General features: G+C 56.6%; 32 protein-coding genes. 5 read left to right on the forward strand and 27 right to left on the reverse strand.

Going from position 1 to position 24,479, the window contains the following annotated elements:
* Positions 1-157: 157 nt before the first annotated feature.
* Genes FBY10_RS00380 through FBY10_RS00400 form a run of 5 tightly spaced genes read right to left on the reverse strand, consistent with a single transcriptional unit; the run spans position 158 to position 4,138 of the window.
* The gene (locus tag FBY10_RS00380; RefSeq protein WP_371920952.1) at positions 158-583 is read right to left on the reverse strand and encodes a phage tail protein; all 426 of its coding nucleotides are present in this window, start codon (positions 581-583) and stop codon (positions 158-160) included.
* Positions 580-2,079, reverse strand: coding sequence for a hypothetical protein (locus FBY10_RS00385; protein ID WP_145335555.1), 1,500 nt, complete (start codon positions 2,077-2,079; stop codon positions 580-582). The genes FBY10_RS00380 and FBY10_RS00385 overlap by 4 nt, the downstream gene beginning before the upstream one ends.
* Positions 2,079-2,663, reverse strand: coding sequence for a phage tail protein (locus FBY10_RS00390; protein WP_145335553.1), 585 nt, complete (start codon positions 2,661-2,663; stop codon positions 2,079-2,081). The genes FBY10_RS00385 and FBY10_RS00390 overlap by 1 nt, the downstream gene beginning before the upstream one ends.
* Positions 2,656-3,777, reverse strand: coding sequence for a baseplate J/gp47 family protein (locus FBY10_RS00395; protein WP_145335551.1), 1,122 nt, complete (start codon positions 3,775-3,777; stop codon positions 2,656-2,658). Before FBY10_RS00395 ends, FBY10_RS00390 begins: the two co-directional genes overlap by 8 nt.
* Positions 3,761-4,138: a GPW/gp25 family protein gene (locus tag FBY10_RS00400; RefSeq protein ID WP_145335549.1), complete on the reverse strand. Its 378-nt coding sequence runs from the start codon at positions 4,136-4,138 to the stop codon at positions 3,761-3,763. The genes FBY10_RS00395 and FBY10_RS00400 overlap by 17 nt, the downstream gene beginning before the upstream one ends.
* Positions 4,139-4,455: 317 nt before the next feature.
* On the opposite strand from FBY10_RS00400, the gene FBY10_RS00405 reads away from it, so the two are divergent.
* A complete protein-coding gene (locus tag FBY10_RS00405) occupies positions 4,456-4,893 on the forward strand; it encodes a DUF4145 domain-containing protein (protein ID WP_178116708.1) in 438 nt (145 codons plus the stop codon).
* Here the strand turns inward: FBY10_RS00405 and FBY10_RS00410 are convergent.
* Genes FBY10_RS00410 through FBY10_RS00430 form a run of 5 tightly spaced genes read right to left on the reverse strand, consistent with a single transcriptional unit; the run spans position 4,890 to position 10,197 of the window.
* Positions 4,890-5,387, reverse strand: coding sequence for a phage baseplate assembly protein V (locus FBY10_RS00410; protein ID WP_145335545.1), 498 nt, complete (start codon positions 5,385-5,387; stop codon positions 4,890-4,892). The two genes, FBY10_RS00405 and FBY10_RS00410, sit on opposite strands and share 4 nt — an antisense overlap.
* 34 nt (positions 5,388-5,421) lie before the next feature.
* Positions 5,422-6,531, reverse strand: a complete 1,110-nt coding sequence (locus FBY10_RS00415; RefSeq protein ID WP_145335543.1) for a phage late control D family protein — start codon at positions 6,529-6,531, stop codon at positions 5,422-5,424.
* Positions 6,519-6,725, reverse strand: a complete 207-nt coding sequence (locus FBY10_RS00420; protein WP_145335540.1) for a tail protein X — start codon at positions 6,723-6,725, stop codon at positions 6,519-6,521. Before FBY10_RS00420 ends, FBY10_RS00415 begins: the two co-directional genes overlap by 13 nt.
* Positions 6,725-7,606 (reverse strand): phage tail protein, encoded by an 882-nt coding sequence (locus FBY10_RS00425; RefSeq protein ID WP_145335538.1) that lies wholly within the window; start codon positions 7,604-7,606, stop codon positions 6,725-6,727. The genes FBY10_RS00420 and FBY10_RS00425 overlap by 1 nt, the downstream gene beginning before the upstream one ends.
* Positions 7,606-10,197: a phage tail tape measure protein gene (locus FBY10_RS00430; protein WP_145335536.1), complete on the reverse strand. Its 2,592-nt coding sequence runs from the start codon at positions 10,195-10,197 to the stop codon at positions 7,606-7,608. Before FBY10_RS00430 ends, FBY10_RS00425 begins: the two co-directional genes overlap by 1 nt.
* Positions 10,198-10,216: 19 nt before the next feature.
* Here FBY10_RS00430 and FBY10_RS00435 point away from each other — a divergent pair, with 19 nt between their 5' ends.
* Complete coding sequence (locus tag FBY10_RS00435) at positions 10,217-10,477, forward strand: hypothetical protein (RefSeq protein ID WP_145335534.1); 261 nt, start codon at positions 10,217-10,219, stop codon at positions 10,475-10,477.
* A 59-nt stretch (positions 10,478-10,536) separates the two neighbouring features.
* Here FBY10_RS00435 and FBY10_RS00440 read toward each other — a convergent pair whose 3' ends face one another.
* Positions 10,537-10,851: a phage tail assembly protein gene (locus FBY10_RS00440; protein WP_145335532.1), complete on the reverse strand. Its 315-nt coding sequence runs from the start codon at positions 10,849-10,851 to the stop codon at positions 10,537-10,539.
* Between the two features lie 137 nt (positions 10,852-10,988).
* Here FBY10_RS00440 and FBY10_RS00445 point away from each other — a divergent pair, with 137 nt between their 5' ends.
* Together FBY10_RS00445 and FBY10_RS00450 are read left to right on the forward strand one after the other, a co-directional pair.
* Positions 10,989-11,189: a hypothetical protein gene (locus tag FBY10_RS00445; RefSeq protein ID WP_145335530.1), complete on the forward strand. Its 201-nt coding sequence runs from the start codon at positions 10,989-10,991 to the stop codon at positions 11,187-11,189.
* A gap of 3 nt (positions 11,190-11,192) precedes the next feature.
* Positions 11,193-11,651 (forward strand): hypothetical protein, encoded by a 459-nt coding sequence (locus FBY10_RS00450; RefSeq protein ID WP_145335528.1) that lies wholly within the window; start codon positions 11,193-11,195, stop codon positions 11,649-11,651.
* Here the strand turns inward: FBY10_RS00450 and FBY10_RS00455 are convergent, their stop codons facing one another.
* Genes FBY10_RS00455 through FBY10_RS00490 form a run of 8 tightly spaced genes read right to left on the reverse strand, consistent with a single transcriptional unit; the run spans position 11,652 to position 17,120 of the window.
* Positions 11,652-12,176 (reverse strand): phage major tail tube protein, encoded by a 525-nt coding sequence (locus FBY10_RS00455; protein ID WP_145335526.1) that lies wholly within the window; start codon positions 12,174-12,176, stop codon positions 11,652-11,654.
* Positions 12,177-13,601, reverse strand: a complete 1,425-nt coding sequence (locus FBY10_RS00460) for a phage tail sheath subtilisin-like domain-containing protein (protein ID WP_145335524.1) — start codon at positions 13,599-13,601, stop codon at positions 12,177-12,179.
* Positions 13,591-13,809: a hypothetical protein gene (locus FBY10_RS00465; protein ID WP_145335522.1), complete on the reverse strand. Its 219-nt coding sequence runs from the start codon at positions 13,807-13,809 to the stop codon at positions 13,591-13,593. The genes FBY10_RS00460 and FBY10_RS00465 overlap by 11 nt, the downstream gene beginning before the upstream one ends.
* Entirely contained in the window at positions 13,806-14,294 is a 489-nt protein-coding gene (locus FBY10_RS00470; RefSeq protein ID WP_145335520.1) for a Gp37 family protein, read from the reverse strand. Before FBY10_RS00470 ends, FBY10_RS00465 begins: the two co-directional genes overlap by 4 nt.
* A complete protein-coding gene (locus FBY10_RS00475; RefSeq protein ID WP_145335518.1) occupies positions 14,294-14,725 on the reverse strand; it encodes a gp436 family protein in 432 nt (143 codons plus the stop codon). The genes FBY10_RS00470 and FBY10_RS00475 overlap by 1 nt, the downstream gene beginning before the upstream one ends.
* A 3-nt stretch (positions 14,726-14,728) precedes the next feature.
* Positions 14,729-15,709: a major capsid protein gene (locus FBY10_RS00480; protein ID WP_145335516.1), complete on the reverse strand. Its 981-nt coding sequence runs from the start codon at positions 15,707-15,709 to the stop codon at positions 14,729-14,731.
* 14 nt (positions 15,710-15,723) lie between these two features.
* Positions 15,724-16,092 carry a head decoration protein gene (locus FBY10_RS00485; protein WP_145335513.1) on the reverse strand — a complete coding sequence of 123 codons (369 nt, stop codon included), beginning with the start codon at positions 16,090-16,092 and terminating at the stop codon, positions 15,724-15,726.
* Positions 16,093-16,100: 8 nt separating this feature from the next.
* On the reverse strand, positions 16,101-17,120 hold the full coding sequence (locus FBY10_RS00490) for a phage protease (protein WP_145335511.1): 1,020 nt from the start codon (positions 17,118-17,120) through the stop codon (positions 16,101-16,103).
* A 164-nt stretch (positions 17,121-17,284) separates the two neighbouring features.
* On the opposite strand from FBY10_RS00490, the gene FBY10_RS00495 reads away from it, so the two are divergent.
* Positions 17,285-18,577, forward strand: a complete 1,293-nt coding sequence (locus FBY10_RS00495; RefSeq protein ID WP_145335509.1) for an RES domain-containing protein — start codon at positions 17,285-17,287, stop codon at positions 18,575-18,577.
* Positions 18,578-18,696: 119 nt separating this feature from the next.
* Here the strand turns inward: FBY10_RS00495 and FBY10_RS00500 are convergent, their stop codons facing one another.
* Genes FBY10_RS00500 through FBY10_RS00535 form a run of 8 tightly spaced genes read right to left on the reverse strand, consistent with a single transcriptional unit; the run spans position 18,697 to position 24,474 of the window.
* A complete protein-coding gene (locus FBY10_RS00500; protein ID WP_145335507.1) occupies positions 18,697-19,173 on the reverse strand; it encodes a phage virion morphogenesis protein in 477 nt (158 codons plus the stop codon).
* 10 nt (positions 19,174-19,183) lie between these two features.
* Complete coding sequence (locus tag FBY10_RS00505; protein ID WP_145335504.1) at positions 19,184-20,014, reverse strand: phage minor head protein; 831 nt, start codon at positions 20,012-20,014, stop codon at positions 19,184-19,186.
* A 1-nt stretch (position 20,015) separates the two neighbouring features.
* On the reverse strand, positions 20,016-21,512 hold the full coding sequence (locus FBY10_RS00510) for a DUF935 domain-containing protein (RefSeq protein WP_145335501.1): 1,497 nt from the start codon (positions 21,510-21,512) through the stop codon (positions 20,016-20,018).
* A complete protein-coding gene (locus FBY10_RS00515) occupies positions 21,509-23,113 on the reverse strand; it encodes a hypothetical protein (RefSeq protein ID WP_145335499.1) in 1,605 nt (534 codons plus the stop codon). The genes FBY10_RS00510 and FBY10_RS00515 overlap by 4 nt, the downstream gene beginning before the upstream one ends.
* A complete protein-coding gene (locus FBY10_RS00520; protein WP_145335497.1) occupies positions 23,110-23,661 on the reverse strand; it encodes a phage protein Gp27 family protein in 552 nt (183 codons plus the stop codon). The genes FBY10_RS00515 and FBY10_RS00520 overlap by 4 nt, the downstream gene beginning before the upstream one ends.
* A 2-nt stretch (positions 23,662-23,663) precedes the next feature.
* Entirely contained in the window at positions 23,664-23,957 is a 294-nt protein-coding gene (locus tag FBY10_RS00525) for an ArsR family transcriptional regulator (RefSeq protein WP_145335495.1), read from the reverse strand.
* Positions 23,954-24,259, reverse strand: coding sequence for a DUF2730 domain-containing protein (locus FBY10_RS00530; protein ID WP_094066614.1), 306 nt, complete (start codon positions 24,257-24,259; stop codon positions 23,954-23,956). Before FBY10_RS00530 ends, FBY10_RS00525 begins: the two co-directional genes overlap by 4 nt.
* Complete coding sequence (locus FBY10_RS00535) at positions 24,256-24,474, reverse strand: TraR/DksA C4-type zinc finger protein (RefSeq protein WP_145335493.1); 219 nt, start codon at positions 24,472-24,474, stop codon at positions 24,256-24,258. Before FBY10_RS00535 ends, FBY10_RS00530 begins: the two co-directional genes overlap by 4 nt.
* Positions 24,475-24,479 lie beyond the last annotated feature (5 nt).

Consider the following 24,479-nt stretch of genomic DNA (forward strand, 5'->3'; position numbering starts at 1 on the left):
GGGCCTTGGCTGGCTTGCAGGCTGGTTCTGCGAGTTGGCAGTTGGCTGAAGTGCTGTAACACCTTGGCCGACTGCCCTCCTTTCAACTTTGCATCTCTGCTTCAGTGCCGCAGAGCGCGAAATTCGCGCCCTAGTGTTCTCTTAGTCCACTCCCATATCACTTCAACCAGCCTGGGTTTTGAGGCCGATTATCAGTGGTCGGAAACCTCTGCAACTCCGGCCATTTACGCAGCTCGTTACGATAAGTCAGCAACTGGCCGTAGTGTTCGGTTGACAGAGTGGTAGCAACTCCCATTTCCAGTTCATCTCGATGGCGCATCACCAACGGATCAGTCTTGACCAGTTGCGCGTCACGCCAGACCCGCTCACGCGCCTTAAGCTGTTCATCGGATGGGCCAGGGCGCTCAGCAAGCTCTGGCCTTCCGCCTTGGCCCTTCACAACGATGAGGCCCGTCTCAATCCCCGCGAACAAGGCTTGACGCTCGTCCTGATCAACCTCGACAGCATCGGCTGGAATGACTTCGTTGTACTCAGGGCTAAACCAACCCGCTGACTCGTAGCAGTAAAAAAAGCGCATCTTCAATTACCCCATGCCAAGTAATACAGAGTCTGATTACCCGCGCCACTGGTGCTGGAAACGTCTTGAGTTAGAGTGATGACTGATTGAGATTTAAGACCCGCATACGCGCTGTAGTTACCATTGGTGTTCCATCCCGATACACCCATCCCTGCGATAGCCCCCCGGATATTGTTGAAGGAAATAGGCAGTGTCACGTCAGTAGTACCCTCGGGAGCTACCACTGCACTGCCGAACTGAATAATGAACCCTCCCGGCGTATCGGGAATACGAATGAAGTCATTTGCCAAAAAAACGCGCTTTGGAAATAGGGCCGCCAACAAGCTTTGAACAAACCGGGTGTTGGCGATTTGCTCATTGTTGGACCCCTCACCGAACAAAGGAGCGGTTGGGGCTTTCGGTTTGCCTGACAGCAAAGCGCTGTCCAGCGGTGCTTTTAGCGCGAGAGCACCAGCCAGCTTGGCGAGTGTGTTCAGAGCCTCGGATACTCCACCCTCTACAGCCGAGCGAATGCCCTTGGCATATTCCACGTTGGCAATCTGGTCGCTGTCGGCGTCAGCACCCGGTGTAGGTGCTTTTGGCTTTCCAGAAAGCAGAGGGCTCGCCAGCGGCGCTTTAGTTGAAAGCGCGTTCATTATGGTGGCTGCAAAATTAGGGTCGTTGCCAATCGCAGTCGCCAGTTCATTGAGGTCATTCAGTGCGCCCGGAGCAGCATTGACCAATGCAGCAATGGCGGCCTGCACAAATGCGGTATTCGCAATTTGCTCTGTATTCGTCCCAACAGTGGCGGTGGGGGCCCGTGGTGTTCCTGACAGGTCCGGACTAGCGAGAGGGGCATAAGTCTGTGGGCTGAAGTCCGCGTCGGTCCAAACCTTTCGATAGACTCCCGTGCCATCCTCAAGCACGCGCCGAACACCGAACCACTCGTTAGTAATGCCGCTGACCAGTTCAAACCCCTGTTTAAAGCCGGGATATTTGATATGCAGACCAGCGCCATAAGAAATGGCTGCTGGCTTGTCGGTGGTCTTGTCGGTCAGGATTACAAAACAGCTATCAGCCAAATCGGATACCTTTCCGAAGACCTCCGTAGCGCTTGAACGGACAGCATCAGTAATCCCAATACCGTCGAGAGTTGTCGGATTTTCTCCGCTTACAACCAACCCTTTGGCATTGGTAGTCACCTTGGTGTAGCTACCTGCAGCAAAGCCGCTGTCTGCAAGTGTCAGCGTTATCTCGGTGTCGGCGCTGCCGTCATATGAGCCGCTACCGCTGAGTGCCCCCTTGAACTTCAAGACCCTTGAGTTGGCTAATTGCGTGGCCTTACCCACAGAGGTCGTACCGCTGACAATTTTATCCAGCGCGGCTCTCAGCCAAGCAGTTCGATTACCTAGCTGCTCTGCTTGTTTGTTAGCAGTTCCGCCAGGGCCACCAATTACGCGATCAGAAGTCTCGATCTGATACGTGCCTTCTGAAAAATCTTCTGCTTCAGGCAAGTTAGCCATCAAACACTGCTCCCATGGTTATACAGCCCGTCGTAGCGAGCGGCGCCGTTGTAGCGGATGGCCACAGCTTGATATTCAAGCGAGGCAAGACGGCGCCCTGCGGGCGCGATGGAGGACAACATGCGGCGGATAAGGTCCGCCTGGTCATTGGTGATCGGGTCATTGAAGATCACGCGATAGGCAGCCCAAGCACGGGAGTCGCCATATACATAAAGCCCGTCGAAGGTGATGCTGCCGTCGTAAGTGCGTCCGCCGAGCCCTTCCTGCAGTTGGACCTCACCGAAACCCAGCAAGCGAATGATTTCCCGAATCGCCCAGGGCGTACCCTTGTAGCGATGCAGCTCGACCGCGTTTTTGATCAGGTTCCTGCGAGCATCCTCCGACTCAGCCAGCATCCAAACCGCCTCATCGAGCAGGCTGAACTGGTCGGCCAACACAGGCAGCAAGGGTGCCTTGACCAGGTCGACGAGGTAGACCAGCATCGGAGTCAGATCAATGCTGGCATGGCGCTCTGCAAGCATCTTGCATAGCAGCGCAAAGCGCTCATCACCTGCCAGGGCGGGCGGTAAAGTTAGGTCAGCCATCAACGGAGCCCGCATAAAGGATCTCTACGCCGGAGCAATCCGCCCATCCATGACGCTGCAGGTCCAGCGTGTTAGCCGGTAGCTCCAGAGCCGAGCGGTATACGCCCATGACTTGAAGTCTGGCGTTGAGCTGCTCAGGTACGATGTCGATGCCGAGCCCCACACGCAGCTCCTGGGCGTAAGTCTCGGCAGCCTTTTTCACCGCCGCCAGTGTCGGTTCCTTGTCGGCCCAGGAGTACAGGGTGATATACGATCTGATACGCCAGTCGATCCGGTCCGGCATCTGTACTCGTACCGTGTCACACAAAGGGCGTAGCTTTTCGCCACTCAGATAGCTTTCGACCTGTTCCAGGAGGTTCGCCGTGGGCATACCTGTTTCAGTCAGCGGGTGAATCGCAACCTCACCATCTGGCAGGCCGTCGTCGGGACCACGCACTGCCACATCAATTATGGACTGGTGAACTGACAGTGCGTGGTACCGGTAGGCACCGCGACTGCCTGCTGTGGTGTAAGCCTCAGGTGCAAGGATGATGCGCTCTTTGTAGTGATCATCAGACTCGTCCTCTACTCCGTCTGCAGGGACGGTGTCGTTGTTCGCGGCAAGCCCTGGGAAAGGCTGGCCGACCAGGGTGTTTATCTGGCCGATAGCCCAGCCATTACCAATCACGCCCACTGTTTCGCAGATAGCACGTACTTGCACGGACAGTGTTCCAGCCTTGATTACTGCGTCCTGACGAGTGAGGAAAGCCACGGCACCGTTCTGGGTGGTGATCCGGGTGCCTGTCGGGATCAAGCGATCCTGCGACTGAGCCTGCGATGCAACGAACAGGAAGGAGCAGACTGCGCCAACGGCCAACAGGCGTGGAGTACCAACCAGGTCGCCCAGGTAATCAAGGATTGGCCCACCGCTGAAGCGCACGAGGAGCTTCTCCCCAGCATTTTGGATCGCAGCCTTAATGCGGGTTTCCGAATAGGCCACCTGGTTAAGGAAAAGGCGCTCGATCTGGGCAGGAAACAGCGACTTGCCGGACTCCAGCTCGTAGCTGGCAATCAACTCGGCCTCAGTAGCCGCAGGGTCGATCTTGACGAATTCGGGTTTAGGCAGCTCGCGCATAAGGCACCTCGGTCAGCTGAGGTACACCGTCGGCCACTCGCCATTGCACTCGCAAGGTGACATGTTCGGCGTCGATGCTGACCTGTACCTGGACGACAGTAACGCGGGTTTCCCAACGGCGAATGGCATCGACGCCTTCACGCACCAGGTGCGGGGTGACTCGGTTTGTGGGCCAGTCGATATATAGGTGAAGATCGCTACCGAACTCAGGTCGGTGGGCGTCACTGCCCTTGGGCGTGGTGAGGATGATACGGATAGCCTGGTCAATGTCGCGCAGGCCCTCGACCACCTCGCCGGATGTACCGAGGGCGGGCTGCCAGTGAGCGGCGGTGATGCTGGTGTAGGGAGTGGGCGTCGTCATGAGCCCATGATGAGTAAATCAGCGACCCGTAGCTTTTAATCGAGTTTAAAGAGGCGCTCAGTTATAAAGGATCCACAAATAAATCCTCAATTCAGTGAGCCCTGTCCATGAGCCAACATTACCAACCAGCTATTTTCGAGGCTCCTAGCTTCAGTTGCCCACATTGCAGCGCCTACTCCTCAATGACATGGGAATATCTAACATCGGAGTCATACCCTACAAAGTTCACCATAAGGGCTGTATGTCAGGGTTGTGAGCTGTACAGCCTCTGGGTTTCGGAAACAGGCGAGGACGAAAGCCCATTTTCTGAGCTAAAAATGAACTATGTGCTTGCATATCCGAACATCTCAACTGCTCCAGCGGCTGAAGCAGATATGCCAGCAGATATAAAAGTGGACTACGAAGAGGCGCGGCAGGTGTTCAATCAATCACCTCGTGCCGCTGCTGCCTTACTACGGTTGTGCGTACAGAAACTGTGTCAGCGGCTTTTGCAAAAGGAGGGAAGTATTCACAGTCAGATAGGAGAGCTGGTTGATTTAGGGTTTCCCAAGCGGGCATTGACCGCATTTGACACGATTCGCGTTTTTGGAAACGAATCAGTACACCCAGGAACCGTTAACTTAAGCGAAGAACCAGAAGTCGCACTTTCGCTTTTCAGAATACTGAATATGGCAGTCCGCTATTGCATAACAGAGGAAATCGAGCTTCAGAAAATCCGTGACCTAACTCCTCCTGGGAAACGCAGATCCATTTAATGGCTATGGTTGCTGGAGTTTCCACCCACATCCATGATTACTCCTGTTGCCTTAATGTCACCATCAACCTGCAGGTTGCCATTCAACGTGACCTGCGGAATATTCAACGTCGCGGAAGGTGCCTTCACTACCACAGACCCGCCAGCTTCAACCGTGATGTTTCGTCCACACTTCACGAGCAATGCCCCCACACAATCCAGCGTCATGACCCCAGCTGCACGGTCGTAGGTTGAAACCGTCCCGTCACTAAAGCGGACATAATCAGTATCTTCGTCTACGACTGGCGGCGGCTCAGCAGTCGAGTAGATCCCGCCCAGGTACACACCACCAACACCATCGGCATCAAGCAGCACCGCGACCTGCTCCCCTAGTTCGGGCATCAGCGGACGGCGCTTTGTACCCTGCGTATTGCGCTGGGGCACGTGGAGCCAATAGCTCTCAATGCCATCACGGTCATCCAGGCGGACCCGCACGCGGCAGGATGGATAGTCCACGGCACTGACCTCACCGTATTCTGCTCAATGCCCATCAGGCCACCACTTCATGCTGCATGCCGTAGGTCGACAACGCCAGGTCAGGCTTGGTATTGGCCAGGGTCAGATTGATCAAGGGTGCCGAGATGCGGCAGACCTCTTTATCCACGGTATAACCAGAGCGGGTCACCCGGTGGTGTGATGCGGTGATCAAGTAGTTACCACCGAGCATGCCCGCCGCAACCAGAGTAACGACATTGCCGCTCACCAGGTCCGGTCGTCCAATGCAGCTCCAACTGCCGGTGGTGCGTTCCCTGTTGGTTTTGGCCAGCTCAGCTTTAGCCTTCGCTTTGGAGACTTCTGCCGAGGCGCTGCGCTTATGCTGCTTCTTCGTATCGGCACTGGTGGTGGTCTTGCTGGAGCTGCTGGGCACGGCTACGGTTTCTCCGTTTTCCATCTTGTAGGCGATCAACTGCTTTTTGGCCGGGTCTTTGTGCTTCACCTCGACGGCCTTAGGCACCACAGTGATCTGGTCACGCAGTCGGACACTGGCAAGGTCTTTTAACACCAGACTGGCCACCGACACGCCCTTGGCCAGGTCGCTGATTGCGTGGAACACCATGCGTCTGCCGGTCACCTTGAAGGCATAGTCGTACTCGCCAGCCAGGTTACGCAGGAAGGCCAAGTCCGACTCCTGTTGAGTCAGGCGATCCAGCTTGATCGGTTCGATACGACCTATAAGCTCCAGCCCTTGACGGGTGGCGATCTGCTTGGCGACAGCGTCCAGCGTCATGTTTTCGTAGGCTTTGTGCTCAGTGGTGCGCAGCGCTGTTTGAATGCCTGCGCCAAGGGCACGAATGCTGATGGTCGACGGTGGACAGTTCAATTCGACCTCATCTATTTCAAAGCTGCCCACCGCCCGCAACGGCTCGCCTTCCCAGCCTATGGACAGTTTCAGTGTATCGCCGTGCCCTGGGTACCAGGCGTCCCGCCATTTGCCCTCGGTATCCTCCAGTTCTACCTCCAGGCTGTCAGCTTCCCCCGTCAGGAAGTCGTCGTAGGTCAACGATAATAAGTGCTCGCTAACATCACGTGTGATATTGCGCTGCTGGTAGGTGAGTACAAAGCGTGCCTCGGGTACCAACTTGGGAATCAACGCATCCATGGTGGGAGATCCTCGGTCGACGTCACGGGTTCCAGCATAGGGATTGCCAGTGTCAATCCAGCTGGAAGCGCAGCGGTGATGGGCACATGGGCGTTTGCTTCGACAATGGGCAAATAGCGGTGAGCGTCACCGTAGTAGCGCCAGGCTAACTGATCCCAGCGCTCTCCCTCGGTGGTTACATGGGCGATAAACATCAGGCTCTCCGGGTCAGGACTTGAGCTGCCAGGCCTGCAAGGCGAGTGCTGGCGCTATTCAGGGTGGCCGCCGCCTGTCCAAGAGACTCGCGGGAGCTGGCGAAGCGGTCGGCGATGTTGCCCAGGTCAACCGGGTTGAGGCTGGATTGAGCGCCCATCACGCTCCCCAGCACGTTGTCGCTCAGCCGTGACAGATCGGCGCCGTCATCGAGCAGACCGGCAGCGCCCTTGAAGCCCTGGAGCGGCTCAATCGCCCGAGCGGTGATGCCGAGCAGTTGCGGCACCTGCCCAAGGATCATGGACGGGCTGCCGCTTTTGACGGAGTCGTACACGTTCATCCCCGCACGCAAGACGTTGCCCACCGTTTTCGCATGAGCAATAGCCATCTGTGTGGGGCTGGCTGGCGGAGTCAATTTAGAAATCAGCCCCGGCGATCCCATGGCTGCTGCAGCTGTTCCACTCAACGCAGGGTCAAGCAGTCCCGGTCGGAGTACGTTGCGGTTAAACGCTCCGGTGTACTCCTTCAGGCTGACCTGGACTGTTGCGGCGGCGATCTGGCCCACAGCAGTCCCACGTCGCATTGTGTTACTGATGTCGGTGATGACGTAGGCGCCCAAGTACTCGCCGCTGCCCATCACTAATGCCAGCGGCTCATGCTTGCTCTTGGCCTGACGCAGTGCCCGTAGCCGCTCCTCGGGATCACCCAGCATCGGATGCAAAACCATCGTAAGGTTGCAAGCGTCCAGGCCTTCGCCAATCCACTCCAGTAAGGGCTTGCCCTGGATACGAGCATGTTCCGCCCAGTCAGCGGTGCCGCTTTGCTCCAGGCCACTGATGCCGCCTGCAACGGTGAACTCAATGTCTCCCAGGATCGCGAACATCAGGCGAAGCCCTCATCAGGTGAGCCGTAGCTGCGGCGACGTTTATCGTGGTTGTAGCGCTCCATAAATTTGACCCAATCGGCATAACCTGCCTGCAGAGCCAGTCCTACCTGGTCGCGTACATCAGAACCACCGGGCACGTTGATCTGCGGAGAGAAGTGGTAAGTAGGCTGAACACTCGCACCAGGTGCAGTCCCTTGACCCGCTCCTGCAAAGCCTCCCATCATGCTCGCCCTGGACACATCAGCCGGGTTGGGCGGCAGCATGTCGACCTTAGACTGTGTTGCCATTCCCAAGGCGGCCCTGCGCACCAGGTCGGATTGCGAGGTGATGCCAATGGCGGCGCCTTCGCTGATGTTCGCCCCATACCCCATGAACACACGGCTGGGCGACTGGATGCCGAGGGTTTCGGTAAACCAGCCTTTCACCGAGGATCCGATGCCTACCACGCTATCCTTCAGCGCCCCGGCCATATTGCTGATGCCGCTGACCAGCCCTGTCACCAGCATGCCGCCGAACTCACTGAACTTGCCGGGTAGCTCAATCCCGAAGTAGCTCATCACGCCAGCAAAGGCGCGGTAGAACAGCCCGAGCGGAGAGAAGTCCAAGATCAAACTGGTGATGCCGGACAGTCCGCCGTTGAAGCCAGCTTTGATCTCGGTCCACAAGCCGCTGAAGAAGCCCTTTATGGGCTCCCAGTAGCGGTAAATCAAATAAGCTCCGAGGGCAATGCCGGTGATCAACAAGCCGATTGGGTTCATCAGCAAGGCTCGGCCCAACCAGAGGACGGCTTGCCCGGCGAGCTTCAAACCGAACAGCAATGTTCCGCCGAGGATCTTGCCCAGGAACAAACCACCACGCGCCACCATCATCAACGGTGCGCCGAGGGCCATAGTGACGCCACGCAAGAACAGGCCGCTGTACCGGGCAACTGTGAGCAAGCCGCTGCCAATACGGGTCAGGCCGCTGACCAGGGGCGCGAACTTGCCCATCTGCCACATGCCACGCAGCAAGGTCCATTTGGCAGATACCGTGGTGATGGTGGTGGACATGGCCACGAATGGCGACATCACCAGGTTGGCGCCGTAGGCGAGACCAATAAAGGCCAGTTTGCCCACAAGCAGACCGCCGACGAGGCCGACAACCCCCTTGATGATGCCGGGGTTTTCGGTTGCCCAAGTGGAGAACGATGCCATCAACGGCACCAGAGCCTTGGTAACATCTACCAAGGCAGGTAACAACGCATTACCTACCGAAATACCTATGTCTGAGAGATTGTTCCTTAAGCTTTTCAGCTGCTCTTTAGAGCTGCCCATTCGCTTATTCCAGTCCTCATCCAGTACACCTTTATCCGCAGCATCCTTACTACCAGCCTTGATACTGCCAAGGTCTTTTTGGTTTGCGAGGGCAGGACGAACAAACGAAAGCACCTGTTGATCAGCAAACAGTTCTCCGAGTTTGTAGGCTTCATCCAACCGAGCTAGGGCGACCTGCTTTTCCTGATCGTCCTTTAGATCAAGCGCCTTTCCATATTCTGCAGCAGCTGCGGGCGCTTTCTTTCCGAGATGTACCGTCAATATCTTGATCATTGCTTCAGCGGGTGAAAAACCTTCGCTGACTAAGTTTTTCATACTGCTTTTAAGATCAATGCCCGCCTTTTCAAAGGCCTTAATCGAGTCGGGGGCGGTTATCTTCGAAAGGAAGTTTTTGAAGTTGTTAGCGGCCTCATCATTCGTGCCTGCTCCACGCCGGGCTATTTGCAGTGACGCCCCGATTTCAGCAACAGCTCGTTCGCCTGTAACCCCCAGCGCAGCGAACTGAGGTGTCAACTGTGGCAACCATTTTGCCATGTCCGCAAGTTCAAACTGGCCGCTTTTTCCGGCAAACGCCAGCATGTTCATTGAACGCTCTAAGCCAGCGGCGCCAATACCCAGGTTATCGTTCAGTGCGATAGCTACAGAGCCGAGGTCGTCCATGCTGGCTCGGGTCGCGGTTGCGGTCTTGGCCATTACTGGAGCGTAATTTGCGAGTTCCTTTGCGTTTGATATGCCCCCCGCGATCAAGACGCCAGTCCCTTTGGCTACGTCAGTTTGAGTTTGATTCCACCTCAACGCAGCCCCACGCATTACATCGCTAAGGCGCTTTTCCTCAGCCTCGTCGAAGCCGCCTGTAATGGCGATGTCACGAGTCTGGTCTTGAAAATCGATAGCCGTACGCATCGACTGCACTACAGGTGCGCCCAGGGCAACCCCAGTACCGATGGTCTCCATCGCCTGGCCACGCAGATCCCCGCGTTTGTTCTTCAGCGTTTCGCCACGGGCAATACTGGTATTGAGGCGCTCCTGCTTGGTCTTGAGCTGCTCAATGATGCGGCCGACTTGGTCGTATTGTCGGCGAAGCCGCTCGACACCAGTACCGCCCCTGGCGATGGACGCCGCCAGTTCTGTGCCCATCAGCTTCTGTTTGGTGGTCAAGCCATCGGTAGCGCGGCCCAGCTGCTGCACAGTGGACTTAGCCGAGCCAAACGCGGCGTGCAGGCTGCCGGATACCACAGCACCAATCTTTAACCCGACCAGGACTTCATTCGCCATAATTTGCTACGCTGCAAGCATGTTTGAAAAAGCCGCTCTGCTCACCGCCAAAACCCTCTATGCACTGGCCATCGGCGTCGGTGTGATCTGGCTTGCCTGGCTCTGCCTGGCAAACCTGCCCGTGTGGGCGGCGGTACTGATGTTCTGCCTGGGCTTGCCGTTGCTGGCCCTGGCAGCCGCCCCTATTGCAGCGGGCGGCGCCTTGCTGGCGGGAGTGGTGGTTGGCCTGGTGGCGTTGATCAGCGGTTCATTTGCTCGGAAAGCTCAATCCGGCGGTTGATCTCCCGCTGACAGACATCAACCCAAAACCAGTACCGCTCCATCTCCAGCTCGTCGATCTCAGACGGCTGCATCCTCAGTACCAGTAGCAGCGCCTCGTCCCAGGAATGCAGCAATGTCTCGGCCATGGGACATTTCCCGCAACACCTCAGTGGCTGACTTGGAGTCAGCGATATCAAATTCCAGTAGGTCTTCCAGGGTGATGCCGAGCATCTTCGCGCAGAGCATGTCTTCCATGGCGCCTTCGTCCTTAGCTACCGCCTGGGCTGCACTAATGTCTTTGCGTTTGAGGCGTTTGATTGGCAAGGATTTGAGCTGATCGCCCGTGCCTGATTTGAATGGGTATTTGAGGGTGAAACTGATTTGGTCGGCCACGTTTGATACTCCAGGTTGATCGAATGATCGGTTGCTCTATGAGAGCCCTGAGTGTCGCTCCTGACCGAGGCGCTGGCTTTTAATCGGGTTTAAAGAGAGGATTCGGGCAACAGCAATAGCAGCGAATGGTGACCCTGATGGAAGACGAAGTAACAATTGAACACGAGGGCGTTGAGTATTCCGCGCCTTACATCGTGACAAGCGAAATGATTACGGTTTTTTTGCCCAATGGTGAGCAACGATCAACAGCGCTTACTGGGGGCATAGTCGAAGAAAGTGCTGCTCGTACTCACCTACGCGCGTACGTCAGAGGCATCACCAAAAAAACTGAGGGATAAACTATGTCGATGACGAATATCGAGCGCTTCAACGTTCTGGTCGGGGTTGTTTTTGCAAAACTCTACGAGACGTTCCCTGTTCCGGTGGAGTTGTCTGTTCAGGATTTCGCTGAACAGTTGGTGGATGACGACGAGCAGGTCGACGACAGCGAATTCATGAAGGGCGGATATGTTAAGTTTTTCACGTCGACCATTTCGTGGCTGGACTACCACGGATACCTCAGGAAAGGCAGCACGCTGAGCGGAGGTACAGTTCGGGACTGTGTTTTGACCGCAAGCACCTTGGAAATTCTCAACGCCATGCCTGCCAACCTAGAAATTAAAAGCCCGTCCTTGGGCGACCAATTGGTCAGTGCCACCAAGGACAGTGTCAAAGGAAAGGTCAAAGAGCTAGCCGGTGAGTTGTTGAGCAAGGCCGTAGTGTTTGGCGCAAAAGCCGCCATGGATTTCGCAAAGTCGTAGCTACGCCTGACCAATATTTTTTCGGAATTTAGAGAACTGATCCTCACCGCCAACGCGGAAGATATTGGACAGGTAGTCCAGCAGCACAATTTCTTCACCGTTCAGCAACTGGCGCACGTAAGTGGCCGAAAACGGTGTTTCAAATTTGCTCGGATCACGTGGCTTGTAGCTGCCCAGGGCATATTCCTTAAATGTCACCGTCATCAAAGTGACCAGCGGAATTTCATCTACCATGCCCGCGCTGTTGAACACCTGGACGTTCGAACGGCACTGCAACTGAACACTCTTGAACGGGGTGGCCAGCTTCTTCGCAGCGTCGTAATAAAGGCTGTTCCAGACGATTTTCCCTTCAAGTTTGTCGATGCCATCGGGCAACTCAATAAGGCCGACCAGGCCCAGCCCCTGGAAGTCCGACATCACGGACTTGACCGTACCTAGGTCAATCTCCTCGCACTTGGCGAAGAAGCTGTTGCCGTCCAGGTACACGTTCGCATTGGCGATCCGGTGCGCGCTAAAGCCTGCCATTTATTCGGCTCCCAGTTTGACCAGGTATTCCCCGGTGATTTCGGTTTCGAAGGTGCCGCGTTCAAAAGGCACCGGCACGGTGAGCTTGTAGTTGAGCAACAGGTTGCCCAGTTCGATCTGCGTTTGCGGGTTGCGTGTCGGGTCATACCAGCACTCGCCGCCGAGCAGGGCTTCGTCGCCGATCAGCTTGCGGAAGAACTGGTTGACGCTTTCAGTCAGGCTGTCGATCAGCGAGTTGGTGATCGGCATATCAACGAACTGCAATGAGCTATAGCGAATCGATTCGTCGGCCACGTCCTTGGTCCGGCGCACGTTTTCGAAGTTGCGCATATGGGTCACGGTGGGCCATGCCGCCGTTCGGTTGCCCCAGAGACGCAGGCCGGTACCGAACGAATTGAACACGGTCGTCACGCCGTTTTCATTGAGCAAGTTGACTTCGCTGTTTGCATCATCGACCCGTGCTGTCAGTGGTCGCTCCAGACCGATGACCCCAACCAGCTCCTGGTTGGAGCTGGACCACCAGTAGCCCTTGTCGTTATCGACCTTTGCCCGAAGCCCTGCGGCACGGATCGACAGAGGCTGCAGTCGGTCACTGTTGGTACGTGCGTTATAGACTTTCACGTGGGGATAACACAGGCGCGCTCGGTCGCTGCTGGTGTTGAAGTTGATCACGCCAAGTGGCCCGCGCCCCGCGATGACTTGCTGTACGGTGCTGCCGATGGGAGCATCAATGTAGGCAACGCCGCCCAGTTGTGTTGCAGAGGCGATCAGCTCCGCGCCCACTGAACTCAAAGTACTGAACCCTGGAGCGATGAAGACTTTGGGGAAGAAGCCAAACAAGTTGTAGCTGTCCGGGAACGCCTTCAGACCCGTGCGCCGACCGGCCAGGGTCACCGAACCGATGATATCAGCCGGAGTGACCTTGCTCGGGTCAGTATGGGTGTAGTCAGCCTTGACCTTGGCAGCGGCAGGAATGGCACCCGACGGCAACCGTGAGACGTGACCCACCATGAGGTCTACAGAGTAATCGGTATCAGGCACATAGGAGGTGGCGCCGTCTTCGGACTTCAACACCAGTGTTTGCAACGCACCGTGCTGCAGTTGCAGCAGGTCGTTGTCACCGAACTGGCGAGCCTGGCCTGCGACATTAGTGCGATGGATGGCCGGATCAAGCACGTTGACTACCAGCACAGTCCCGGCGCCGAACGCATGGATGCCTGCAAGCGCTTCAGCAATGCTGAAACCTTCCAGATCCGCACCAAACTGGGCGTCGTCCACTTCGGTCTGCGACAGCGTCAGCTCGTTGATCGGCCCAGTTGGCGCGGTACCGACCAAAGCGATGACCGCAGACTTGACCACGCGAATAGCCCGAGGGCCGCGTTCGACTTCGATAGTCTCGATGCCGTGTAGATAGTTAGCTGGCATTGGCTTTTGCTCCTTTCTTTTCGGCAGATGTCGTAGGCAGAAGCACCAGGTGCTTCAGCTCCAGCAGCACCAAGGTGTATTCGTGATCATCGGGCAGCTCAACCTGTTGGCCGGGTAACAGTTGCACCTCGAGCAGCTCACGCGATTCGCCAACGCGCAATGAGGCGCAGCTCTGGGGACCGGTGTAGCGGTATCGGGTCAATGTCATGGGAGTTCCTCGAAGCGGATTTTTCTAAGTGGCGGGCCGTCTTCAAGGCCCATACTTTGTAGTTGCACGGCGCGAGTGGCGATGCTCAGGCCGTATTGCCAAAGTCCCTGCACCTGGCCGATAAAGTTCTCGGCGGTTGGCCGACACGTCATGTCGCAGTGCGGCGGTTTCCAGCCAGTCAGGCATTCACGAATCCGGTCCAGGTAGCTGATCGCGCCGCTGGTGCCATGCAGCTGGCGAAACACCAGCGTCAGTTGAAAGCTCATGCTGCGCGCCTGGAACACCGCGTCAGTGGACTCCGAAGCCGCGAACGTTGATTTGCCATAGGCCACCAGGATCGCGCCACACGCATGGTTGAGTCGGTACTGGGCCGGGTTCTCGGGGAACAGCTCAATGGCCAACTCGCGGTCAAAGTCCTTTTTCAACCGCGCTACAAAAGCGTCCAGCAGCTGCTCGGTTTGTGTTTTTGCCCTGGGCTGGCTCATCAGTAACGTTCCCAGTGGTCATTCGTGAATTGAGGGCGACGCGCCCGGACCCTGATCTCACCAGGCTCTGGCGCGGCTTGGCCGGTCGGCATACCCAGGGTCACTACGCCGTCGCGGATGCTTTCCAGCAGCTTAATGGTGTCCTTGCGGCTGTCCTTGACCGCATCTGGCACCATGCCTTCGGGCCGACGCTGATACAGCCAGTGCCGTGCCAGGTACACCGCCGCATCCCGCAACACCGTCGGCACCGGATCAAGGGGCAGGTTGTAGCGGCCACGTAGGTAACCGTCGACCAACTCCTCTGCCTGGCGTACGCCGTCCTCGATGACAGACTCGTTGGGGGTTTCAGCCGCCGGATCATCATTGGATAGCTGAATCAGCGTGCGCTCAGGAATGGCGTTGCTGACGTCAGTGCGAGTGCAGTAGCGCATAGGTCAGCCCAACTTCATCTCGACCAAGGCTTCAGGGAACAAGCACATGGCCAATGGGTTGCCCTGAGCTTCCAGGTCCCAGCCTTTACCCAACCGACGTGGCTCGGCCTTGCTGTAGAACGGTTGGCCGAGGGTGTTCACGGTCTCGTTGTAGTTGGCTGGTGCGTTAAACATGCGGAACACGCCACGGGCCAACGGGAAGACCTGGGCGATATCCGTTGGAATAAACCGTTGGCTACTGACCGTAACGTCGTATTCGATAAATTCGATGCCGCCGAACGTGAACCCAGAGCGCACATCACCACCGAGTCGATCCTGGGCTTCCTGATAATTGGCAAATGCGGCCTTGACCTTCTCATGGTCAATCAGTGCATCGAACCAATCCGGCCCGCACAACGCACGAAAACCGGTGACCATCACACCGCCGAGCTTCGACTCGGAATGGCGCTTGGCGTCGAGGCATGCCTTGCGCACGTTGGTGCTGGCATTGCTCAGGGCCACAGTCACTTTCTTCTGAGTGACTTCAAATTCCTTGTACAGGTCGAACATGGTTTCGCCGTCCGCATCCAGCAGCTTGCCGCGCAGCGCGCCGACACGTTGGAACTCGCGGGTGGCCTCAATGCTGTTTTTCAGCTCCTGCAGGTTGTCATTGATCACGGTCGCAACTGGCGCAGCAGCACCTTCCTGACCAAACGCGGCAACCCCTTGCAGTTGGCTTGGCAAAAGAGGCCGAGATATCGGCAGGTGCAGGGTTTCAAAGCTGCGGCGTTTGCGTTTACCTGCTTTCACCGGCGCAGGATCTTCATTACGTGACGTGTTGGGCACCAGGACCAGACGCCCCTCGCGCTCGTCGATCACTACGCTGGTGCTGTTGACGCCTTTCTCGTCGAACAAGCCCATGGCGCCGACTTTTCCCGGAATGGCCGGGAGTTTGTTGATGGCCGCCGTGAGGTTGGCAACGCTGAACATGTCTTGCAGATTCATGGAGTACTTCCTAGTCAAAGGGCCGCACGAGCCACAACGCCCAAGGCATTGAGTTCGTCCAGGGCGGTCGATTTTTGGGCTTCGGTAATGCCTTCCGGCCAAACCAATTCGGCGGTGGCAACAACAGCACCGCGAGCAATCGCGACACCTGTCGTGTCACCTGCCGTTGCGTCGATGTGTTCGCCAAGTACCGCAGCTGCCTTTTTTGCGGTACCGGTGCCTGCAAGGTCGAGCACCTGGAACTTGCCAGCCACCTTGGCCAGCACCTGGCCGAACGCGTAATTGACGCCCCCCAGCAAGGTGGCTTTTTCTTTGGTCCAGCCAGGAGCGACCTCTACCAGCAGCAAGTCGCCCAGGTCTTTGGGCTGATTGAACGTGGCCATGGGGCCTCCTATCGTTGAGCGCGGGCTTCAGCGTCTGCCAGCAAGGGGTTGGTGGATTGGTTGACGGTCTTTCCAACGCGAGTTTTGGTGGCCACTTCGGCGAAGCTGACGCCGCCCGCTAAGTCGTTGAAGATGGCTTTCAAGCCATTGCTCAACGGCTCACGTTCGTCCTCTTCACCGAACTCCAGTGGGGTCTCGCTGGAGTCGGCGTAGTCCAGCGCCGCGATCACCGCCGATGCATGAATGGGCTTCATGCCCGCTGCAACGAGCTGTTCGGCGTATTCAACGTTCGATGTGTGAATGGCAGCCTGGGCGGCGGCGCGGTCTGCTTTGTCGCGTTTGGTGATGACTGCTTGCAGGCGTTTGTTTTCCGCCTCCAGGGCGGCGCTGTCTTGCTCGGACATGTTGGTTACCTCAGTGGCGCGAGTGGGTTCGGAAAAGGCGGTTTGAAGGGGTTGATCTGGTTGGCGTGAAGTTTCGGCGAGGCTGTCGATTGCCCAGGATGGCGCGACCTGGTCGGCGGTTTCTTTGTCGAACTTGCCAATGAGCCACTCGCGAAAGCGGCGCCACAGATCAGAGCTGACTTCGTGCCCGTAGTCGCCGAACTCGACGACGCCTTGCTCACCGTCGGCCAGTTCGATGGGGCGCAACCCTTTTACCGATGGTGGTTGAGCGCCCAGGAAGCCAACGTGGCGTAGGTAGTACACGCCTGGCACAGGGTTGTTGGCAGCGTCGGGGTGGTAGAAAGACGCGGAAATTTTCTTGTAGCTGCCCTTGGCCACTTGCTCGGCAAAGTCAGCGTCCACCTGTGCAGGAACTGCGATCAGACCTTCCGGGGTCGCTGCGAGTGATTGAATCCAACCGGAAGCCGGGGCGTCGTGTTTCGGATGGCCGATAACCATCGGCGCTTCGTGCAGGGCCGGGTCATACGCACGCACGGTGGCAGCCAGATCCGACTCGCTGAAGTCGAAGCTGGCGCCGCTCATTGCGGTGTGTTTTCCGGGTTTGAAGATGTGCAGTGGTTTCATGACTGTGCGCTGCGTGGAGGTGATGCGCACAGCTTGGGCCAGTGGGTGGCCGAAGACTTTTAATCGGGTTTAAAGAGTGCTTGCTCTCTACTTGGACGTGCCAATAGAGGGTGAGATGATGAGTCGATCTTGCGGATGACACTGACAAACTAAAGGAAAGCTCAATGACTGTAGAAATGGAGGCTGTCTGCTTTGGATGCGTTGGAGATCGCTACCTACAGGCGCGCATCAAAAAAACGGGCGTCAGCGTCGAGTGCTCAATCTGTGGAAAGAAGCGAAAATCTATTGATCTGGAAGTACTCGTAGACGAAATATCGCGAATTCTTGAACAAAATATCAAAGTAGGAGAAGAAGAAAGGATCTGGGATCAGGACCGGGATCGCGTTAACCACTATGAGCAAAAGGGAGACACACTGGACTTCTACATAGGTGAGGTTCTTCAGCTCGACAATGTGGCTCCGCTTGTAGAAAGGGTGCAGGACAAACTGTTGAGCATTTTTCCTGAAGATGCTGGTTTTTTTGATTCCGAGCTTTTTCAACGAAAGAAACTGGCGCCACTATCGGCTGAGCGTAGCTGGAATGAGTTCCGTACAGGAGTCATGCACAAAAGTCGGTTCTTTAACCTGGAGGCGAAGACGTTTTTGCGTTGGCTGTTCAAAGGGCTTGAAGATTTCAAAGCAATTGGCAAACACAAAAACGAGGTCATCCGGGTTTTAGATCCTTCCGACAACCACATTATTTTTCGTGCTCGCGACTGCACATTGCCAAAAGACAGATCGGACGTTCTGTCAGACCCTATTAATCAACTGGGAACCCCACCAAAAGAATTTGCCAGCGATGGACGAATGAGCCCTAGAGGAGTACCCGTCTTTTATGGTGCGCTAGGTACGAGAGAGACCTGCATTGCAGAACTCAGACCGCCTGCAGGCGGCGTAGTCATCAGTGGTGAGTTTAAACTCACAAAATTCGTTCGAGTGTTGGACTTCAAAGCTCTTGAGGACGCTTATGAGCAGAAAGCTCTCAGTTTTTTCGACCCAGAGTACCGTCGAAAAATTGAACGTAGACAGTTTTTAAAAGGTTTTCACAGCATTATCAGCCAACCTGTAGTTCCAAAGCAGGAGCATGAGTATCTTCAAACGCAGGTGATCGCTGAGTACCTAGCCACCCAACATTTTCCCCGTATTGATGGCGTGATCTTTTCATCGGCCCAACACGAAGGCGGTCTCAATCTTGTGTTGTTCTCCCATGTGCTCTCGACTGAGCCACTCCCGCCAGTTGAGGATGAACACGGCTTTTACCCAATGGAAGAGGTTTATGCGACACCGAGCATTGAGTTCGTTCCCGAGTCGTTACTGGTGCATTACATCAAACCGAGCAAATACAGCTGGAGTGATACCAGGGTTATCGACGGGCAGCTTGAAACAGACATCGACGACTATTACGAGTGGGATTACTAACTGCTGTTGAGCCTCTTGCATCTTTAGCGGACTCGCAGCTTTATAAAGCGTTTATGGCGGTTTTACTGGCAAGACCTACACCATAGACGCCTCAAGGCACGCACAAGCTCCAGAAGCGTTCACAGCTGCGTGGCGTTTTGGATGTAATTCAACGCCAACTCCAAAATCATTTGCTCTGCCTCGGGCTGCAATCGCCCCTCAGTGTCCATCGGAAGAAACGGTCTTCCAGGAATATCACCCCACAGATGTGGGAAGGCCGATTTGCTACCTCCGAAATGCATCATGGCGGCATAAGTCTTGTTGCTACCAACCAGCGCCGAACTGTCATCTGCATGACTGGTGACCGACGCAGCCAAGCCTGCCGAACTTATCTGCAGGATCTGCCCAGGCCAATTGCCTGACTTCGCACGCCGCTCAGTGGTGGTATCCGAAAGGTCCTTCCAGTCGGGCCGGCCCTCTTCCGCAAAGTTCTCCTCAGTCTGGCTAACCAATTCAGCGGCGATGCCGCGCATCAGCGGCGCGACATCCCCCACGGCCCACTCAACTCGGCGTAGGGCGGCCTGCAGACGTTCGTGATCCAATTCAACAGTGATCATTTCAAATCCCCTACGCAGCTGTTTGCTTGCGTTTCAGCATGTCAGCGAGGCCAGCACCTGGCGCATGATTGAACCCTGGGTCCGTACGGAAGGTAATTGCCTTGCCTGCTGCATCTGTGGTGCGTAAACCCGTAACCTCGGCTGTGCGTATCTCGCCAGTTCGTTTATCCGTGCCTGTTTCAACCGTTTCGGTGAACATACGGCCCTCACTTGAAACGATCCTCAGACCACGACGCTTCACCGCCGCCTCCGTAAGCGCAACGACACGACAGCGGCAGTTGAAACCATTCGGTGGAAAGATCGCCGCCCAGATCGGATCATCGTGACGGAACACCTGACCATGTAACGCTCGATGGCTGGGTCTTGTTTTGCCATCCAGAATGGCGACGTACATCCAATACGGATGGGTGTCCGTGGTTTCTTCCATATCGGCCTTACGGCCAGCCATGTAGGCGCTCTGCAGATTGGTCTGGTAGATCGTTCGAAGCCTGCGCGGACTACCGAGCTGCACCAGCTCACCCACGCCTTGGCTATCAACGATTACCTGCTGGCCCCACCAACCTTGAGATTCCAGCGTTGGTTGCAGTGCGGCAATGAACTGTTTAAGCGTTTGCCCATCTTGGAGCGCCTTCTCCAGTGCGCCACGAATATCGGACAGCAGATCGAGACGCATGGCCTTGGCCACAGTGAAGGCCTGGTCATGTGCCTGATCGAGCATTTCCTGCCAGTTCCAAGTGATCGCATACCCTTTGGACTTCAGGTACTCCATAGCCTTTTCTGGCTCCAGGCCGAAAATGGCCTTGAGGTCAGCCGGGTTCACTGGTTTTGCGGCGCTGGCCATGTCAGTTCTCCCGGTCGGCGCTGGCGCTCAAACGGCCCCAGGTGTCCGCGATGAACATCAAGCGTGCCAGCGTCTGCTCAAGGGCTTGGGTATCCATCTGGGGATAAACCTCGGCCAACAGCCCGAGCGCTTCGCTGTCGGCACGGCCACGTTGCAGTGCTTCAATCAGCGGCGCTATCGCCCGTTCGCTTTGCTCCTGGAGCAACGACGCAGGCAGACCGTTTATGGCCTGGTCGAGTGCAACTTGGTCAAGGATCGGTTTGAGCGTGGATTCAGCGAACTCTGGGCCGATATCGGAAGGCGTCGTTTCAACGATATCGCCGTCCTGCAGGTTGTAGGTGCGTTTGAAGTATTGCGAGGTGAAGGTGACGCCTGACTCGCTGAGGCTTTTGTCTCGCTCAGCCAGTACTTTATCAATCTCTTCCTGCTCCCACAGCTCGTAAACGGGAGCGATCACCTGTTCGCCAAAGTTAATATCAACGATGCGTCGAATCACAGCATTCAGTGATGCGGCAACAATTCCGGCATCGCCGTCACGAATATCCTTAGTGACCTCAGCCCCCGCCGTAGCGCTTGCACGGGTGCTGTCTTTCTCTGTGGTCTGGTTTTGTCCAAGCATGGCCACGTTGATTTCACTGCGGCAATATTCCAATAGCTCGCGGTAAACCTCAGCGCTGCCAGCCTTGCCAGCGGCTTCAATGATCTGCACGCTGGAGTCATCAGGGATCGCCGCGACGGCGTCCTGCACCATGGCCTCCAAGCTATCGAGAAGCAGATCGGTCTCGCCGTCAGTGGCACCACGCGGGTGTTTTCCGATAACCCATGGGCTGCCGTACTTCTCGGTGAACTGCACCCAGAACTTCAACCCTCCCTTCATAAAAGTCGCGGGCCAGAAGCACATGCTGAGGTCAGGGAAGCCATACGGGTTCGCATAGGTAGCGTCCTGGCGGGCAACGATAAACCGCTGCGGGTCGCACAACTCGCCGTCCTGGCCTGCTTCTTTGGATCGAAAGCGCAGTTCGTTGTCCTTGTCATAGAAGAACCATTCGGCAGGTTTGCCGAGCAGGTCTTCCGGTACTAGGTTCATACCCAATGGCCGCCACATTAGTTCGACGGGCTGGTATCCAAACAGCGGTGCGTCGAGCAGTTCGCGGATGATGCGGTCAAGATCCAGATCCGTCAGCCAGTCGCGGATGAAGCGCTCAACCTTGATGGGCGCAGCGCCGCGTTTGATCCCGCGTTCCAGTGAAAGTACCGATGCTTTGCGGCGGCGGATATTGCCCCCAACCAAAGCCGAGCTACGCAAGTCACGATAGACCGTAATGTCCTTGCCCTGAGCCTTGAGGATCGGGTCAGGGTTTGGCAGGTTGGCGCCGCTAAAGCTGCCCGCGTCGGATCGGCCACGAGTGGCGATATGTTGATTGAGCGTCGAGCTGCGCTTGGCTTCGGCAAAGCTGACAAATTCGGTGGGGCTGACCCACAAGCCTCTCTTGTTCATGCGAACCCCTGGGTGATGCGTTTGCCCTGACGGCGGCGACGTGATTTGACGGAGACCGGGCCGGAGGTGACTTCCAGCGTGGCAAAGTTGGCGAGCGCGCCCGCGCCCGCGAAGTCGCCGTGGCGGTACAGGTCCGGGTCTTTTAGATCTTGGGAGCGAGCTTTGACGATCATAGGAATACCGTCCACTTGCTCGATGGCGCGCACGTCCTGGTGCAGGTTGTCGTCCTGGGGCATGGTGATGGTGTTGTCCTCAAACAGGCCGACGAACTTCGGCATCCAGGCGCCGTACCAGGCTCGACTGATTTTCACTTGTTTGATCAGGTTGTGGCCGAACTCGTCGGCGGTCTCTTCGGCGAGCGTTTCACCGTTACCCGACGCATCGAGCGCCGCGCCGCTGAAGCGGGGTAATCCGCGCAGGGTGTAGAACAACACGAGTTTTTGCTGACGCGCGGGGACACGATGCATCTCGATGACAAAGGGCACGTCTCGGTGGCGTGACTGGTCGACTGACATCGGGCAGGCAATGGAGAAGTCGCGATGGCGGGCGTAGTCCATGCCCAGGTAGTGGCGCAGATCGAGTGGGAGCTGCTTTACCAATGGAGCCAAGTACCGCTCTATCCAGTCCTCAACATAGGCGTCGCGCCGTTGGACAGATTGCTGGGTGAAGTCGTCCGGCAGAGCCAGGCGCAGTACTTCTCGGCCCGCTCGCATAGCGTCGTCGATCCACACGCCAGGAATACAAACACCGTTGCCGTCCCGTGGGATCGCGTCCAGCTCTTCGCGCATCTGTGCTTTGCGCGGGCCATAGGCATTGCGGATCTTCTTGTACCAGGCTTCCTTGCCTTCCGCTGTGGCCGGTTTCCCGGCCATGAAGCACACACGTTCGTACAAACCGTTGGCCACCGCGTCATCAAACGTTGCCCGAAACACCTCAGCACTGTCCCCATAACGCTTGTCCTGGATGTCGTTGACCATCTGATTGAAAGGGTTGGATTTGCCGTTGTGGGTACTGATGATGACGATACGACCGCCCCAGATCAGCAAGGCAGTAGCGGCATCCAGCACAGCGGACACGTCACGGTGAAACGCTGCTTCGTCGATGATCACTTTGCCCTGCAAGCCACGGACACCGGCGGGGTTACTCGAAAGTGCAACGATCTTAAAACCTGACGCATAGCGAATACGGTAAGCGTTGATTTTACGGGTGTTGCCTTCGTCGTCCTGGTCATCGAACAGGAACTCCTCAATCTGACTCACTCCTGAGGTTTGAGCTTCTGCGATCACTCGGCTGAACTTGGCGCAGTAACCGATGAACTCCAGGCCTTTTTCCTTGGTGTCGCCGATGTAGAAGCAATCCATGCCACCGGCCACATTTTGAGATGCGGCAGTGATCACTGAATCCAACGCTTCAGCAAAGGTGATGCCTGTACGACGTCCTTTTTCACAGAGTTTTATCTGAGCGTCCAATGCCAACCAGGCAGACTGGTGGGCCATCAGGATGCCTTCTGCCAAAGGGTTATAGCCCTCGGGGATCTGGCGAACGCTGGGGGGCAACTCGTCCCATTCGATGACGCGGACGGTGCTAGACGATGGTTTCATTGCCTCACGCCCAAGAATTTCTGACGCCAGAACATGGCCTGATCTTCGGTCATGCCTTTGGCTTTCACAGCGCTGTCCAGCTCAGCCGCTTGTTCCTGGAGCAGGCGTTCGCGGGCCACTTTTTCGATGACCTGGCGTTCTTTCACGCTCATTGTCCGCGCCTCCATGGTGGCCTTGGCGGCACGGGCCAAGGCGGAGACTTCGGCGATGGTGACCTCGTCCTTTTCATGGGCACCCATCGCCGCCTGGTAAGTCAGGGTCGAAATCGCCTCGACCAGCAACACGCCGGTTTTATCCGATGCATCCTCGCCAAAGGCACCGACAAAAGCTTCGGCCATCTCCCGCTGCTGGCGGACCTTGTCGGTGAGTTCGTCGAAGCCCAACTTGAAGCGGCCCAAGGCGCTACGACTGGGGGCTTTCTCGCTGGGAAATCGCCTCTGAATATCGGCCAGCATGTCATCCAGTGTCATGCGATCTTCGCGCAGCAGTTTCTGGATGTGCGCCTTGACCAAGGGCGGCAGACGACTGATGGAGGACTTGCCCGCCATGGTTACGCTCCTGGCCGCTTGATACCGGGCACGCGAGCGCGTCCTGCAGCAATGTCCTGCCCCCGCTCGGAGAGCGTGGCCACCATCACCGGACCGACATCCTGAAGGCTTAACGCCCCTTGCTCGGCCAGCCAGTGCAGCTCAGTTTTGACTTGGTCGCGGCTGAGAGAGTGTCCGTAGCTATCAAGGGCCATGGTCAGCACGGAGCTGTTGGCACGGTAAGCGGTCATTTCCACGAGCAAGCGCAGCAACACTAAGCGGACATCCTGGCGGATGAAGTCGGAGTATGGAGTCATGTCTTTTCTCTCAGCAGGTAATCATTGATCCGGTCCAGCGAACGGGCTAAAGGGCCGAGCGCATCTTTCATTCCAGAAAGTTCGGCCCGCACCGCCTTCATATCTCCCAGCAGGTCGGTAACAGCAGTTTGGTCAGGCAAGTGCCGGACATGTTCTTCCAGGGCGACAATCCTGGTACGCAGCACAAGCAGCTCCTGTGTACTGGCCGCCTGGCGATTGGTGAGCCAGGTGTAAATGCCGATCACCGTGAGGACTACCCACTGCATGGCGGTGAAGCTGAAGTTCAGTTGTTCCAGGTTCATCGAAAACCCCGTCTGTTCATGTGTTGTAAAGCGCCTTCGCAGTCGCTGCAGTGTTCGGTGCCTGGTTCGTTCTGGCGGCGGTCCTCCGGGATCGCATCGCCACATGCGTCACAGCGGTAGGCTGAAGGCCCGGATCGGCGTTGCAGCCCACAGGCGTAGATTCGTGCTTCCGACTCATCGTCGTCCTGCTCTGTAGCGTGTTCGGCTACATCCATAGAGC

The organism is Pseudomonas sp. SJZ103, from assembly GCF_007828335.1.
Lineage (GTDB): Bacteria > Pseudomonadota > Gammaproteobacteria > Pseudomonadales > Pseudomonadaceae > Aquipseudomonas.